General features: G+C 61.0%; 13 protein-coding genes. 2 read left to right on the top strand and 11 right to left on the bottom strand.

The genetic code is table 11. The annotated features are described in order from the left end of the window. Window positions 1–14 precede the first annotated feature (14 nt). Window positions 15–512, top strand: a complete 498-nt coding sequence (locus tag E0D86_RS00675; protein WP_131648057.1) for a plastocyanin/azurin family copper-binding protein — start codon at window positions 15–17, stop codon at window positions 510–512. 81 nt (window positions 513–593) lie between these two features. Here E0D86_RS00675 and E0D86_RS00670 read toward each other — a convergent pair whose 3' ends face one another. From E0D86_RS00670 to E0D86_RS00650, 5 genes are all read right to left on the bottom strand, one after another. Further along, window positions 594–2,780 (bottom strand): xanthine dehydrogenase family protein molybdopterin-binding subunit, encoded by a 2,187-nt coding sequence (locus E0D86_RS00670; protein ID WP_131648055.1) that lies wholly within the window; start codon window positions 2,778–2,780, stop codon window positions 594–596. Between the two features lies 1 nt (window position 2,781). Continuing rightward, entirely contained in the window at window positions 2,782–3,261 is a 480-nt protein-coding gene (locus tag E0D86_RS00665) for a (2Fe-2S)-binding protein (RefSeq protein ID WP_131648053.1), read from the bottom strand. A gap of 54 nt (window positions 3,262–3,315) precedes the next feature. After that, window positions 3,316–4,335 (bottom strand): XdhC family protein, encoded by a 1,020-nt coding sequence (locus tag E0D86_RS00660; RefSeq protein WP_131648051.1) that lies wholly within the window; start codon window positions 4,333–4,335, stop codon window positions 3,316–3,318. A gap of 12 nt (window positions 4,336–4,347) precedes the next feature. Further along, window positions 4,348–4,917, bottom strand: coding sequence for an NTP transferase domain-containing protein (locus E0D86_RS00655; RefSeq protein ID WP_131648050.1), 570 nt, complete (start codon window positions 4,915–4,917; stop codon window positions 4,348–4,350). Window positions 4,918–5,066: 149 nt separating this feature from the next. Then, a complete protein-coding gene (locus E0D86_RS00650) occupies window positions 5,067–6,281 on the bottom strand; it encodes an MFS transporter (protein ID WP_177493015.1) in 1,215 nt (404 codons plus the stop codon). 164 nt (window positions 6,282–6,445) lie between these two features. Between E0D86_RS00650 and E0D86_RS00645 the strand changes: the two genes are divergently transcribed. Beyond that, complete coding sequence (locus E0D86_RS00645; RefSeq protein WP_131648049.1) at window positions 6,446–7,360, top strand: LysR family transcriptional regulator; 915 nt, start codon at window positions 6,446–6,448, stop codon at window positions 7,358–7,360. A gap of 124 nt (window positions 7,361–7,484) precedes the next feature. On the opposite strand, the gene E0D86_RS00640 is transcribed toward E0D86_RS00645, so the two are convergent. The 6 genes from E0D86_RS00640 to E0D86_RS00615 all read right to left on the bottom strand — a co-directional run bounded on the left by E0D86_RS00640 (window position 7,485) and on the right by E0D86_RS00615 (window position 13,242). Continuing rightward, a complete protein-coding gene (locus E0D86_RS00640; protein ID WP_131648048.1) occupies window positions 7,485–8,420 on the bottom strand; it encodes a pyridoxal-phosphate dependent enzyme in 936 nt (311 codons plus the stop codon). A gap of 92 nt (window positions 8,421–8,512) precedes the next feature. Next, window positions 8,513–9,337, bottom strand: a complete 825-nt coding sequence (locus E0D86_RS00635) for an AraC family transcriptional regulator (RefSeq protein WP_131648047.1) — start codon at window positions 9,335–9,337, stop codon at window positions 8,513–8,515. A gap of 34 nt (window positions 9,338–9,371) precedes the next feature. Continuing rightward, window positions 9,372–10,325: an alpha/beta fold hydrolase gene (locus tag E0D86_RS00630; protein ID WP_131648046.1), complete on the bottom strand. Its 954-nt coding sequence runs from the start codon at window positions 10,323–10,325 to the stop codon at window positions 9,372–9,374. A gap of 47 nt (window positions 10,326–10,372) precedes the next feature. Further along, a complete protein-coding gene (locus tag E0D86_RS00625; protein ID WP_131648045.1) occupies window positions 10,373–10,801 on the bottom strand; it encodes an organic hydroperoxide resistance protein in 429 nt (142 codons plus the stop codon). A 230-nt stretch (window positions 10,802–11,031) separates the two neighbouring features. After that, a complete protein-coding gene (locus E0D86_RS21790; RefSeq protein WP_371924036.1) occupies window positions 11,032–11,298 on the bottom strand; it encodes an SDR family oxidoreductase in 267 nt (88 codons plus the stop codon). Between the two features lie 724 nt (window positions 11,299–12,022). Further along, window positions 12,023–13,242 (bottom strand): IS3 family transposase gene (locus E0D86_RS00615; protein ID WP_371924022.1). Its coding sequence is split into 2 segments (ribosomal slippage): window positions 12,023–12,897 and window positions 12,897–13,242, totalling 1,221 coding nucleotides; the frame shifts between segments, so codons are not numbered across the junction. Window positions 13,243–13,881: the final 639 nt, after the last annotated feature.

Here is a 13,881-nt window from a genome sequence, read left to right as displayed (position 1 = left end):
TACGAGGCGTTTTCATGCGTTACCGATCTTTGAGTGGACTGCTGTTTTCTCTCCTGCTCGGCAGCCTGCCTGCCCTATCCCAGGCCGACGGCAACCATGCTCACGGCCACGATCACTCGACACCTGACCGGCCCGAACACACATCGACCGGGCATGCCGGCGATCCGGCACGCATCAGCCGTACGGTAGATGTCAGCATGGATGACCGGATGCGTTTCGAGCCCGCGCACCTGGCGGTCGAGGCCGGCGAGACTGTGCGCTTTCGGGTAAAAAACAATGGTCAGCTGCCGCATGAGATGGTCATCGGCACGCTCGCCGAACTGCAGGCGCATGCCGAACAGATGCGCACCATGCCGGACATGCCCCACGACGAACCCAACGCCGTCGCGCTAGAAGCCGGTCAGCAGGGCGACCTGCTGTGGCATTTCGGCCAGCCCGCTACGCTGGACTTCGCCTGCCTGATTGCCGGCCACCTCGAAGCGGGGATGAAAGGGAGCATTAGCGTTCAGTAATACCCTGGTCGTCCGTCACCCTTGCCGTACCGGCTCCTCGAGGCTCAATCTGCGGCGATCTCAATGCGGAGGAACAGCCTTTTATGCCAATCCGATACCGCTTGAGGAGAGAGGCAGCTTGCGGACGCGCTGGCCTGTAGCGTCGTGAACGGCATTGAGCAACGCAGGGGTGATGAGCACCGTGGAAATCTCGCCGATACCGGTTGGCGCTTCGGTACTGGGCAGGATATGCGTCTCCATCACCGGGGTTTCGTTCATGCGCAGCACGCGGTAATCATGGAAGTTGGATTGCTCGATGCGCCCGCCCTTGATCGTGATGTTGCCGAACAGCGCTGCAGACAGGCCGAACAGGGTTCCACCCTGCACCTGTGCTTCCACGGTCGCTGGCGATACCACTCGACCGCAGTCGACCACCGTGACCACGCGCTCGGTGCGCACCTTGCCGTCGGAATCGAGACTGACTTCCACGACCTGCGCGGCATAAGTCTGGAACGCGAAGGTCAGCGCTATGCCGCGTCCACGCCCATCCGGCAGAGGGCTGTCCCAGCCGGCCTTTTCAGCCACCGCCTCCAGCACCCGCAACGCACGGGGATGAGCCTGGAGCAACGGCTTGCGGTAGGCAATCGCATCCTCACCCGCCGCCTGCGCCAGCTCGTCGATAAAGCACTCCACCGGAATGGCGTTCTGCATATGCCCCACGCCGCGCCACCAACTGGTCAGCAGCCCCTCGGGTGGCTCTTGGCGTACGAACTGAACCAGCAGGTTGCGAAATTCATAAGGGCCTGCCGCATCACGGATGGCGTCGACATCAATGCCATCGGTAAAGGCACCAGGCGCGAAGCGGGCCATGATCGATGAGCCGGTAACGCGGTGATGCCAGGCCAGCGGACGCCCCTGCTCGTCGAGCGTGGCGCTCAGGCGATTGTAGTGGTAGGGCCGATAGGCGCTGTGCTGCATATCTTCCTCGCGGCTCCAGATCACCTTGATCGGGCCGTCGACTTCACGGGCGATACGCACCGCCTGGATCACGTAGTCGACCTCAAGCCGCCGCCCGAAACCACCACCCAGATACTGGTTATGTACTTGCACCTTCTCCACGGGCAGGCCCGCCACTTGCGCAGCCGCCGCCTGCGCGCGCGTCGGCACCTGGGTGCCCAGCCAGATTTCGCAGCTTTCAGGGCCTAAATGCACGGTGCAGTTCATCGGCTCCATCGTGGCATGAGCCAGCAATGGCTGCTGGTAGACCGCCTCGAAGGTGCGGTGCCCCTTGGCCTCGGCGGCAGCACGTACCTGCGCCACATCGCCCTCCTGGCGAGCCGTCACCCCCTCCTGCCGCGATGCCGCCGCCAGCTCGTCCAGCATGGTCTGGGTCGAATAACCACCGGCTGGCCCCTCTTCCCACTGCACCTGGGCCGCGGCCAAGCCTTTTTGGGCAGCGGCCATGTGATCGGCCACGATGGCCACCACATCATCGAGCCGTACTACTTGGCGCACGCCGCGCACGGCCAGCGCCCTGTCCTGTTCCAGGCTTTTCACCCGTCCGCCGAAGAATGGGCTGGCAGCCACCGCGACCACGCGCAGGCCCGGCAGTTTGACGTCTATCCCGAATTGCGCACTGCCATCGACCTTTGCCGGGCCGTCCAGCCGCTTCAGGTCGCTGCCGATCAGGCGGAACTGTTTTGGGTCTTTAAGGGCTATCTGCTCGGGCACCGGCAACTTGGCTGCTTCTGCGGCCAGCGCGCCGTAACGCAATTGCCTACCGGTGGGTTCATGCACGACGCTGCCGTCTCGGGCAATGCAGGCCTCCACCGGCACGCCCCAGGCGTTTGCCGCAGCGGCCACCAGCATCATGCGGGCGGCGGAGCCGGCCTCACGCATCGGCAACCAGGCCGTGCGTACCGAATCGGAGCCGCCGGTGATCTGCTGCCCGCCTGGAGCGGGGGCGTAGAGCAGATCGTCAGCCGCCGCATGCTCTAGGTGCACATTGGCTGGGTCGACTTCCAGTTCTTCGGCAATCAGCATGGACAGTGATGTGTAGGTGCCCTGGCCCATCTCGACACGGGGCATTACTAGGGTCACGCTGTTATCGGTGTCGATGCGCACAAAGGCGTTGAAGGTGGCGTTGGCCGGGCTGATTGTCTCCAGAGCCTTGGCAACCGCCAACGGCACTTCGACGCTCAGCAGCAACGCGCCGCCCACCCCCGCCGCCTTGAGAAAAGTACGCCGCGACAGGCCCGCCGGACCGGAAAGAGAAGTGTCCGTGCGCATCTCACGCCTCCTTTGCATTGGCTTGAACGAGGTGTGACGCCTGCTTGACCGCCGTATGGATCCGCTCGTAGGTTCCACAGCGACAGATATTGCCGGCCATGCCGTTGCGAATCTGCTCATCAGTTGGCGAAGGGGTCTGCGCCAGTAACGCCGCTGCCGACATGATCTGCCCAGGCTGGCAATAGCCACACTGCACCACGTCCACGTCCAGCCAGGCTTGCTGGAGCGCCTGCCCCTCCTCCGATGCGGTCACGCCCTCGATCGTCGTGATGGTTTTGCCAACAGCGTCTTCGACCGGCGTGACGCAGGAGCGAATGGCCGCGCCGTCCACATGCACGGTACAAGCCCCGCACAGCGCCGCGCCGCAGCCATATTTGGTCCCTGTCAGGCCCAGCACGTCACGCAGCACCCACAACAAGGGCGTATCGCTGTCGACGTCGGCACTATGCTGCTTTCCGTTGATCGTGAGAGTGAAGCTCATGGTTTGTCCCTACAAAATGAAAGTCGAATCAAGGCCGGCTGCCGCCATGCACCTTTATGTCTCTAACTGGGCATCAATCCGCAATTTTGCATTGGCCACGGAGAGGGTCCGTGGCAGCTCGACGCCATTCTTCACCGCCAGTACCTCGGCCATCACGCTCACCGCGATCTCGGCGGGCGTCTTGCTGCCGATGTAGATGCCGACGGGTGCATGCAGATGCGCCAGGGATTGCTCGGTCTCGCCGAAGTGCTCGATGAAGCGCTGCCTGCGGCTGTCGGTATTGCGCCGCGAGCCAATGGCCCCGACATAGAAGGCCGGGCTGTGCAGCGCCGCCAGCAGGGCCAGGTCGTCGAGTTTGGGGTCGTGACTCAGTGCCACGATGCAGGTACGCGTATCCGGCTGCAGCGCCCGCACCGCATCGTCGGGCATTTGCCTGTCGAGCTGTACTCCTGGCACGGACCAACTGCCCAGGTATTCCTCACGCGGATCGCAAACCGTCACCGCGAAATCATTGAACAACGCCATCGTGGCCAGGTATTCGGCCAGCGCGCCGGCACCGATCAGCAGCATGCGGTATTGCGGCCCCAGGGTGCAGATCAGGCTAGTGCCATCGAAATGCAGCGCCTCGGGCGCCGTCACCGGTGTCAACGTCACCGCGCCGGTCGCACAATCGACCTTGCGTTGGACGAGGGTTCCAGCCTCCAGCTGCCGTACCAGCGCATCGAGCCTGGCCAGATCGGGATCACTTTCCAGCAACAATTCCAGCGTACCGCCACAGGGCAATCCGAAGCGATGCGCCTCGTCCGCCGTGACGCCGTAGCGCTCCAGCCTGGGTGTGCTCCATGGAATTTCGCCCTCACCGAAAGCGCGCGTATAGCGGTGAATCAGATCGTCCTCGATACAGCCGCCGGAAACCGAGCCTACGCAGCGACCATCCTCTCGCATCGCCATCATCGAGCCCACCGGGCGCGGCGACGAGCCCCAGGTTCGGACCACCGTCACAAGCATCAGCCGCTGCCCGGCGGCGCACCAGTCGCGTGCGGTGCGCAGCACTTGGACATCAATACTTTCCATACAGATTTCCCATCAATGATTGCCTGTGGCGAGCAGTTTTTCGGCCCACGCCAGATCGTCCAGTGTGTCGATATCGGTGACGATGCCCGGATCATCCAGGTGCAGTATCTGCGCCGTTCCGGCCTGCCGATGCGCACGTACCACGGCAGCGGCGCCCCTATCGCCACAGAGCGTGCTCAACGCAGCAAAGCATTCTTGGTCGAACCCGACCGGATGCCCCTGTTGCTGCTGATACAGCGGCAATACCACAGCATGCGTCGCCAGTTCCCGAGCCACCTGCAGCAGGCTGTTCACATCAAGCAACGGCAGGTCGCCAGGCAGGATAAGCCAGCCAGCGGCATCGGCTGTCGCCCGAACCCCGCGCGCGATGGAGTCGCCCATTCCCGCAACCTCTGAGGCTTCGCCCTCTTCAGGTCGCACCAGATGCCAGGGCAGACCCGACAATGCAACGGTACACAGCACCCGCTGCAACACCGGCACGCCCCCCAGCGGCGCATCGAGCTTGTGCGTCGTCCCGCCGGATTGCACAAAACGCTCGCCTCGCCCGGCGGCCAATACGATCACGGTGGGTAGCTGTTGCATAAGCACATTCCCTACTCCGCCGAACGCAGACTCATCGTTATGCACGCAATGCTCCCAGCTGACGCACTCTCATGGCCAAGCCTCACGTGCAAAACTGAACCCAGGCCTGCATCTTTGTTTATGAGTGATCGCCGCATCCTACTCACCGCTCACGAACGCGAAATCAGCAACGTCAGGAACGCTGCGATCAACAGCAGCACGGCGCTCGCCACGAAGGTGCTCTGGTAGCCGCTCATGTCGAACAGCAGGCCGCCCACGGTCGAACCCAGCGCGATGGACAGTTGAATCACCGCAACCATGAGGCCACCGCCGGCTTCGGCGTCCTTGGGAAAGGTCATGGGGACCCAAGCCCACCAACCCACCGGAGCTGCCGTGGCGATCAGCCCCCAGAACCCCAACAGCGCCACGGCGGCAGCTGTCCAGTTGCCAAAGACGGCCAAGGCTATAGCAATGGCGGCCATCAACAGCGGTATGCCGATTAACGTCTGGTAGAACCCGCGCCTGAGCACCGCACTGATGAGAGTGGTACCGATAAAGCCCGCGATGCCCATCACCAGCAGAATCAACGACAGCGTACCCACGTCCACTTGCGTCACTGTTTCCAGAAACGGTCTCACATAGGTGAACAGGGTGAACTGCCCCATAAAGAAGCAGCCGACCGCCAACATGCCGATGACCACGACCCGCCTGCGCAGCAGAGCAAGCGCGCTGAAAGCATGGGTCGAACCGGCTGGGCGCGCCTCGACCGGCATGGAGGGCAGGCTGAACCACTGCCAGACCAGGGCAATCAGCGCCACCGGCACCAGGCAGAAAAAAGCGCCACGCCAGCCGATGATCGACCCCAGGTAGGCACCCAGCGGCGCGGCTAGGACCATCGCCAGCGCGTTACCGCTGTTGAATATGGCCAGTGCACGAGGTACCTCACTGGCTGGCACCAACCGCATGGCGGTGGCTGCCGACATCGACCAGAACCCGCCGACGACGATGCCGATCAACGCACGGCCCACCATATAGGTGAAATAGTTCGGTGCCAGCCCGATGATCGCACCGGATAGCCCCATCACCCCAGTCAGCACCAGCAGCAACGCCTTGCGGTTCATGCTGCCGGCCAGCACGGAAATGAACAGGCTGGTCACCACGGCGAAGGCACCGGAAATCGCGATGCCCTGCCCGGCCATGCCCTCGGTGATACGTAGCTCGCTGGCGATGGGTGTCAGCAGGCTGACGGGCATGAACTCCGAGGCGATCAGCGCGAACACGCACAAGGTCATGGCGAATACGCCACCCCAAGAAGCCGGATGGTTTTCTGAGTCGCCCTGATGCTGCGTGTTGCCAGCAGGAGCGTCGGATGTATTGGAAGGCATGAAGTTCTCTTGCTGTCCTGCTGCGCATGGGAACGCGTCAGGTGCAGAAGGTTTGGAGGGATTCAGGTGTCAAATTCTTACCTAAATGAGTCACCCTTACTATCTAATGGATTCTTAATGAGCATATAAGCGCCACTAATCAATGCCCCGCGAGTACTGCCGCCATGATGAAACGAAACCTCAATGATCTGCTGTCATTCGTGACCGTGGCCCGTGAAGGCAGTTTCACCCGTGCCGCCGCGGTGCTCGGCGTCACCCAGTCAGCGCTGAGCCAGGCCATCAGCGGTCTTGAAACCCGACTGGAGATACGGCTGCTCACCCGCACCACACGCAGCGTCTCACCGACGGTGGCGGGCGAGCGCCTGCTGCAGGCCATCGGTCATCGTTTCGATGAGATCGAGGCGGAATTGGATGACCTGACGGAACTGCGCGACAAGCCCGCCGGCACGGTGCGCATCACCTGTGGCGATCACGTCCTGCGCACCACGCTGCTACCCAAGCTCACGCCACTGCTGCTCGACTATCCGGATATCAAGGTGGAGTTCGATGTGAGCTATGGCTTCCGTGACATCGCGGCGGATCGTTTCGATGCCGGCGTGCGCCTGGGTGAGGCCATCGACAAGGACATGATCGCCGTCCCCATCGGACCCAAGCTGCGTATGGCTGCCGTGGCTTCACCGGCTTATTTCGCCACTCATCCCAGGCCCAAGAGCCCGCGTGATCTGGTGAATCACAATTGCATCAACATGCGCAGGCAGTCTTCGGGCGGCCTGTATGTTTGGGAATTCGAGCGGCGCGGCCAACAACTGAATGTGCGCGTGGACGGCCAACTGGTTTTCAACACTTCACCCATTATGGTGGATGCCGCCTTGGCGGGGCTGGGCATCGCCTTTCTGCCCGAGGAGGAGTTCATCCCACACCTCGAAGAGGGCCGGCTCATACGGGTACTGGAAGACTGGTGCGAACCGTTCGACGGCTACTACCTCTACTACCCAAGCCGTAGGCAACCATCGCCGGCTTTTTCCCTGGTTGTCGATGCGTTGCGCATCACCAGAGCTGCGGAATCGAAGCGTCGCTGAGGTTCGCTGGCAGGCGATAGGCCGCGTACCCGAAGCTCACTTCGCCCAGCGCAGCGCGAGCAGACACTCACTCAGCCCGTGAATGGACCAGCTGCAAAACGAAGAACTCCGGCCTGCGGTGGGCTCAGCCAGCGCTGGCCTCGCGATTCACTTGCAACTTATCTCGCAACTGCTCTGCGCTTGTACCGATACCTCCACACACAATCACCACGACGCGGCGCGCCTGCGGAAAGCAGTCCTTCACCCTGGACAAGCTGGCGATCGACACGCCACAGGCCGGCTCCGTCAGCAGGCGATGTGCGTCCAGCAGGTCTGCGCTGCCCTGAAACGCTTCGCTATCCGATAAAACCAGGCTCTTGATGGATAGTTCACTGGCCAGCTCAACGGAGCGCTTACACACCATTCTCGCGCCCAGGGAAGTTGCACGACTGTGAATGGCTGGAATCTCAACCGGGTAGCCATGCTTCAGCGCAGCCGCATACGAGGCTGCACCCTCGGTCTCGACTGCCAGGATGCCGACGTCACCCCAGCCCGCTCGTAGCAACCCTTCGCCGACTCCGGCCAGCAGTCCACCGCCCCCGACAGAGCAAATGATCACGTCGGGTTTGGCGCACTGCTTCGTGAGCTCATCGATCATCGAGGCATGCCCTTCCCACAAAAGTGGATGATCGAACGGATGGATGAACACCGCGCCCGTATCAAGGAGTGACTGGGCATGGGCGTTGGCCTCCTGCCAGGAGCTGCCGTGAACGATAACCCTGGCGCCCTCGCTTTGGATCAGCTCCTTGGCTTTCAGCGTGGTGGTTTCGGGGACCACCACCGTGACCCCTACCCCAAGCTGTCGCCCCGCATAGGCGACTGCGTAACCTGCATTACCGCCGGAAGAGGAAATAAAGTGCGTAGCGCCGCTGCGCAGCAGGGTTTCGCAGGCGTGCCCGACACCCCGTAGTTTGAAGGAGCCACTTGGCTGCACACTTTCAATCTTGAGCATTACCTCCAGCCCTGCCATTCGGGAGAGCGCGGTTGAGTAGATGGTTGGCGTCACTACATGCATTGGCATTGAAGTCTTCCTTTGTTATTACGGCCCGCTGACGAAGCAGGCCAGATAAAGGCACGCGAGGCACGTCCGATGCTGGTACCTCCAGGCCTTGGTCACTGCGGATGACTGGCTTTCCACTGCCGAGGGGATTGCCCCGATTGCGCCTTGAACGCGCGGGAGAGCGCGGCTTCGCTGCCATAGCCAACTTCGATCGCGATCACCTTCAAGGAACGTCCGCGCCGCAAGGCCTTCTGGGCCAATCGCACGCGCCAACCTTGCAGATACTGCCCAGGTGTAGTGCCGACCGTCTCGCGGAACGCCGTGGCGAACACGCTGCGCGACATGCCGGCGACATTCGCCAGCTCGTCCAGCGTCCACTCCTGTGCCGGCGCTTCGTGCATCGCCACCAGCGCGTTGCGCAAGCGCGGATGCGACAACCCGGACAGCAGCCCTCCGTGCACTTCGCCGCTTTCCATCAGCTGGCGCAACACCTGAATCATCACCACCTCGAACAGACGCTCGATCAACGCGACGCGCCCGCAGCGCTGCTGGAAGGCCTCTTCGAACAGTAACCCCAGCACCGGTTCGGCGCCGTCAATGGCTGCCAGCGGCAGGCAGACGACATCCGGCAGTGCTGATGCGATGGGATTGCCTGCGCCGCTATCGAATGACAGGTTGGCGCAAACCATGTCCGCACCGCGCTCGGGGTCGGTGACGAAGCGATGCGTCAGCGGCCGCGGGAACAGCAACAGGCTCGGTCGTTCGACCTGCAGCTGCTCCCTGCCGTACCACACTTCCACCGCACCGCTGCGCACCAGGTGCAACTGTCCATGTACGCCATCGCTTTGCAGCGTGTTGATGCCGCACAGTGCACCCGCATTGAACACCTGCGCGCTCACCGGAAAATGCGTCATCAGTGCTGCAAGTCGATCAACCATATTCATCCACCGTCGGCGCAGTAAGGCCGTTCATTCAATCTTTGAGAAAGTTCAGCAGATCCTGGTTGAAGCGATCCTTGTGGGTATCGGTCAGACCATGGGGAGCGCCAGGATAGACGATCAGCTTCGCTCCTTCGATCTGCGCGGCGGACGCCTTTCCGGAGATATCGAGCGGCACGATCTGGTCGTCGTCACCATGGATCACCAACGTCGGTACGTCGAATTTCTTCAGATCCTCGCGGAAGTCCGTGGCCGAGAACGCGGCGATGGAGTCGTAGGTATTCTTGTGGCCAGCCTGCATGCCCTGTGCCCACCAGCTGTCGATCAGCCCTTGCGAAACCTTGGCGTCCGGTCGATTGAAGCCGTAGAACGGGCCGGATGCGATGTCGAGGTAGAGCTGCGAGCGGTTTTCCAGCGAGCCCTTGCGGATGCCGTCGAAGACTTCCAGCGGCAGGCCACCCGGGTTGTCGGCAGTTTGCAGCATCAGCGGCGGTACGGCACTGATCAGCGCGGCCTTCTTGATCTTGCCGGTACCGTGGCGGCCGATGTAGCGCGCCACTTCGCCGCCGCCCGTGGAAAAGCCGACTGCGGTGATGTCGTTGAGGTCGAGGGCGTTGATCACAGCCGCCAGGTCGTCGGCGTAGTGATCCATGTCATTGCCGTCCCAGGGCTGACTGGAGCGGCCATGACCGCGGCGGTCGTGAGCAACCACTCGGTAGCCCTGGTCGGCGAGGAAGATCATCTGCGATTCCCAGCTGTCCGAGCTCAGCGGCCAGCCGTGGCTGAAGGTGACGACCGGGCCGTCTTTCGGGCCCCAGTCCTTGTAGTACAGGCGCACGCCGTCGGCGGTGACGATGTAGTTGCCGTCCACGGTGGCGCTGGCGGCGATCTGCGCCGGTGTTTCTGGCTGCGCGGCATTGGCGGTGACACCGGCCTGCAAGGTGATTGCGAGCATGCTGGCAGCAAAGGTGCGGGTGGTGGTGTTCATGACGATATCTCCAGTGTTCGATCGAAAGGATGGAAGTGGTTGTGCAATCAGTCGGCGATGAGCAGCGTCACGTCGATGTTTCCGCGCGTCGCGTTGGAGTACGGGCAGACGATGTGGGCCTGGTCGACTAGCGCTTGCAGCACCTCGCGGTCGATGCCGGGTGCGGAGATGGTCAGTTCGGCTTCGATGCCGAAACCAGTGGGGATCTGGCCGATGCCGACTTTGCCGGTAACGTTGGTGCTCGCGGGCAGTGCGACTTTCTGCTTGCCGGCGACGAACTTGAGCGCGCCGAGGAAGCAGGCCGAATACCCGGCGGCGAACAGTTGCTCGGGGTTGGTTCCGGCGCCGCCTGCGCCGCCCAGCTCGCGCGGCGTAGACAGTTGCACGTCGAGCACGCTGTCGGAGGAAGTGGCGCGGCCTTCGCGGCCACCTGTGGCAGTAGCAGTGGCGGTGTAGAGGATTTTATCGATGGCCATGGTGGTAGTTCCTGTTCAGTTGGGTGGCCGGCTGGTGTTGTCCGGTGAGATGTATTCTGCACGCCACCAGAAACTATTGATGATGAAAAATCCATAAAACTTGATCAGGAGTATTTTTACCCGATTGGCTTTTCGTTTTATTCCGCTGTTCAGATCGCCACACCACCGGGGACATTGATCGTCTCACCGGTGATGTAGCCCCCAGATGGGCCGGCGAGGAAGCAGACGGTCTAGGCGACCTCTTCCAGCGTGGCAATGCGCCGGATCGGGTGCATGTCCAGGATGGCGTCCCGGATTGTCGGGGCACCGACGACTTGCGCAGCCATATCCGTGGGCATGATGCTCGGCTGAACGACGTTCACCGAGATATTGCGAGGATCGAAATCCCGTGCAGCCCCGTTTGCGTATCCAACGAGCGCTGCCTTGGTCCCGGCATAGTCGGCGGTCCCCCGAAAAGGCCACATTGGTCCCGAGCCGAGAGCCGATGAAGATAAGATGATTCGACCACCATCAGTCAGTTCGGGCGCCGCCGCACGGGAGATGGCGACCGGCCCTCATGACATTGACCTGCCATTGCCGGTTGTAGTTTTCAACATCAAAGGCTGGGTTCAGCCGCGAGACGTTGGAGGCAGTTGCCAAGCAAGCGTTCTCCACGTGGCCGGCGCGCGACTCCACATTCCCGGGTAGCCGCTGGCAAGTCCGGATAACGCTCACAGAGCGATCAGCACCGAGCCCAAGCATAAAAAAGCCCGCTTACGCGGGCTTAGTGTTATTTCACGCTACTAGGCAGCTAGTATTTGCCAAGTGCCGATCATTCCCACTCAATCATCAATAGATCGCCTAAACCCGCATGGTTAAAGAGACTAAATTTGGATCGATATAGGTTTACCGTCGCATTTACCGTCACTCCGCTAGGGTCTCATATGCACGGGGGAATGGAGCTATTCGAAGGGTGACGGCTCTAGCGACACATAATCAATCGCCGGGAATTTTAGCCATCTTTAGCATCCTTGACCAATTCTCTCGGACGCTACAAAGCAGTAGACATTTACGGACGACCGATATTTGAACGGCCTTGTATTGAATTTCAATTGACGCATAGGATCCGCTTGCAAGTGCTAAATCAAGTGTCCGCTTAACTAATTGGACACCACCCTCCTTGGTAAGGATTGGAAGGTTTGTTCTGAACTTGCCCCTACCAAACCGGACACCAACTCCCCGCTAAATTGATGCTGCGGCCAAGCGCCTGAATTCCGTCGGCGAGCGGTATTTCAAGGCGCTGTGCGGATGCTGCTCGTTGTAATGCTCAAAGGCGATCGTCAGGTTGCGCAAGGCTGTCTCTCGATCCGGCTTGGGCATGTGCGCCACGTAGTCGCGCTTGATTGTCTTAACGAAGCTCTCTGCCATGCCGTTGCTCTGCGGGCTGCGTACCGGCGTGGTCACTGGCTGTAGGCCAATCTGTCGAGCAAACAGGCGCGTCTGTTCAGCGATGTAGGCCGAACCGTTATCGCTTAGCCATTGCACCGGTGTGGTCGGCAGTAGGTCGCCAAAACGCTTCTCCACGCTTTCCAGCATCAAGTCGCGTATGTCATCGCCGCTGTAGCCGGTCGGGCTGGCCACCCAGCCGATGGCTTCGCGATCACAGCAGTCCAAGGCAAATGTCACGCTCAGTTTCGCACCGTCGTCGCAGCGGAATTCGAAGCCATCCGAGCACCAGCGCGTGTCGCTGGTGTTAACGGCGATACGGCCTTCATGCCGGCGCGGTACGCCGGGCTGTTTGATGCGCCGTTCAAGCAGCAGGTTGTGATCACGCATGACTCGGTAAACCCGTTTTACGTTGATCGCGGGCAGCGACTGCTTTTCACGTGCGCGGCGCAGCAATCCCCAAACACGACGGTAACCGTAGCTGGGCAGTTCGCTGACTTGTTGCTGGATTTCAGCGACGAGCTCCGTATCGTTCATCGGCCTGCGTCGCCGTACTTTGGGCGATACCGATTGTTTGAGTCGAACCGTTAATTGCGAGCGCGCCACACCGAGACATTCACTGACCAGTTTCACTGACCGTCCCCCGGCAACAAGGGTGAGTGCGCAATCCATTTTCGCGAGCGGGCGATCTCCACGGCCTCTTTGAGGACTTCGGCTTCCATCGTCTTCTTGCCCAGCATCCGCTGTAGCTCACGAATCTGCCTGAGCGCATCGCTCAATTCGGACGCAGGCACCACGGCTTCACCGGCGCTGACCGCCGACAAACTTCCGTCCTGGTAAAGCTTGCGCCAGTGAAATAGTTGATTGGCATTGACGCCGTTGCGCCGGGCCACCACCGAAACGCTGGTTCCTGGCTCAAGGCTCTCGCGAACCATCGCCAGCTTTTGCTCTGGGCTCCAGCGGCGCCGCCGCTCCTGACCCAATAGCTCACCCCTTTTGTCGTTGCTGTTAGTCATAAACATAACCGTTTGCCTATCCCTTATCGTAAGGGGGAAACGGTGTCATATCGGAGTGAGGCTGCTCGTGGTTATAGATGCCACGGCCCGTCGCGCTGTCTGAGGCGCCTCATGCATGGCTCATCGTAAGCTAGCGTGAAAGGGGAAGGGCGCAACAGCTAGAAAGGCAAGATTGTGCGCGCTTAGCATCGCTACGCCATACCACTCCACTGCCGGCGCCAGGAACATATTTGCTTGCCGTGTTCAAGCAAATCGGCTGTAGCGCTCCCCATGCCGCAGACCAATTGGGCAACGGAAATCTGCTCCGGTCTGTCTGAATAAATGGCCATCCTAAGCCGAACCCGATCGGCTATTACACCGATGGGCTTAGGAGAGAGATGGATGCGCCATAGCGCAGGGAATACTGAATACTAGAAAAATAGGCCTGAAAGGGATACAGGTGGTAGCGCATAAGAGCATGGGTGCCCATTCGAACATCCGCCATCCGCCGTCGCCTCAACGGTAGGATGCGCATGGTGGTCTACCTGAGATGAAGTGACAAAAAAGCAGAAAGTGCTAAACATCGCAAGACGCAACATTTTCATGGCTCATGCCCCTTTTATTCTGTGCGAGGGTGAATGTCCAAGTCTCAAGATAGGC

The organism is Pseudomonas sp. IC_126 (genome assembly GCF_004331835.1).
In the GTDB taxonomy this organism is placed as follows: Bacteria; Pseudomonadota; Gammaproteobacteria; order Pseudomonadales; family Pseudomonadaceae; genus Stutzerimonas.
The sequence above is the reverse complement of the archived record's forward strand: the minus strand, read 5'-3'. Positions and strand labels throughout refer to the sequence as shown.

Bases quoted from the DNA above. Each gene is read 5' to 3' on its own strand.
- E0D86_RS00675 (WP_131648057.1), top strand. From the start codon at position 15: ATGCGTTACCGATCTTTGAGTGGACTGCTGTTTTCTCTCCTGCTCGGC.
- E0D86_RS00670 (WP_131648055.1), bottom strand. From the start codon at position 2,780: ATGCGCACGGACACTTCTCTTTCCGGTCCGGCGGGCCTGTCGCGGCGT.
- E0D86_RS00665 (WP_131648053.1), bottom strand. From the start codon at position 3,261: ATGAGCTTCACTCTCACGATCAACGGAAAGCAGCATAGTGCCGACGTC.
- E0D86_RS00660 (WP_131648051.1), bottom strand. From the start codon at position 4,335: ATGGAAAGTATTGATGTCCAAGTGCTGCGCACCGCACGCGACTGGTGC.
- E0D86_RS00655 (WP_131648050.1), bottom strand. From the start codon at position 4,917: ATGCAACAGCTACCCACCGTGATCGTATTGGCCGCCGGGCGAGGCGAG.
- E0D86_RS00650 (WP_177493015.1), bottom strand. From the start codon at position 6,281: ATGCCTTCCAATACATCCGACGCTCCTGCTGGCAACACGCAGCATCAG.
- E0D86_RS00645 (WP_131648049.1), top strand. From the start codon at position 6,446: ATGATGAAACGAAACCTCAATGATCTGCTGTCATTCGTGACCGTGGCC.
- E0D86_RS00640 (WP_131648048.1), bottom strand. From the start codon at position 8,420: ATGCCAATGCATGTAGTGACGCCAACCATCTACTCAACCGCGCTCTCC.
- E0D86_RS00635 (WP_131648047.1), bottom strand. From the start codon at position 9,337: ATGGTTGATCGACTTGCAGCACTGATGACGCATTTTCCGGTGAGCGCG.
- E0D86_RS00630 (WP_131648046.1), bottom strand. From the start codon at position 10,325: ATGAACACCACCACCCGCACCTTTGCTGCCAGCATGCTCGCAATCACC.
- E0D86_RS00625 (WP_131648045.1), bottom strand. From the start codon at position 10,801: ATGGCCATCGATAAAATCCTCTACACCGCCACTGCTACTGCCACAGGT.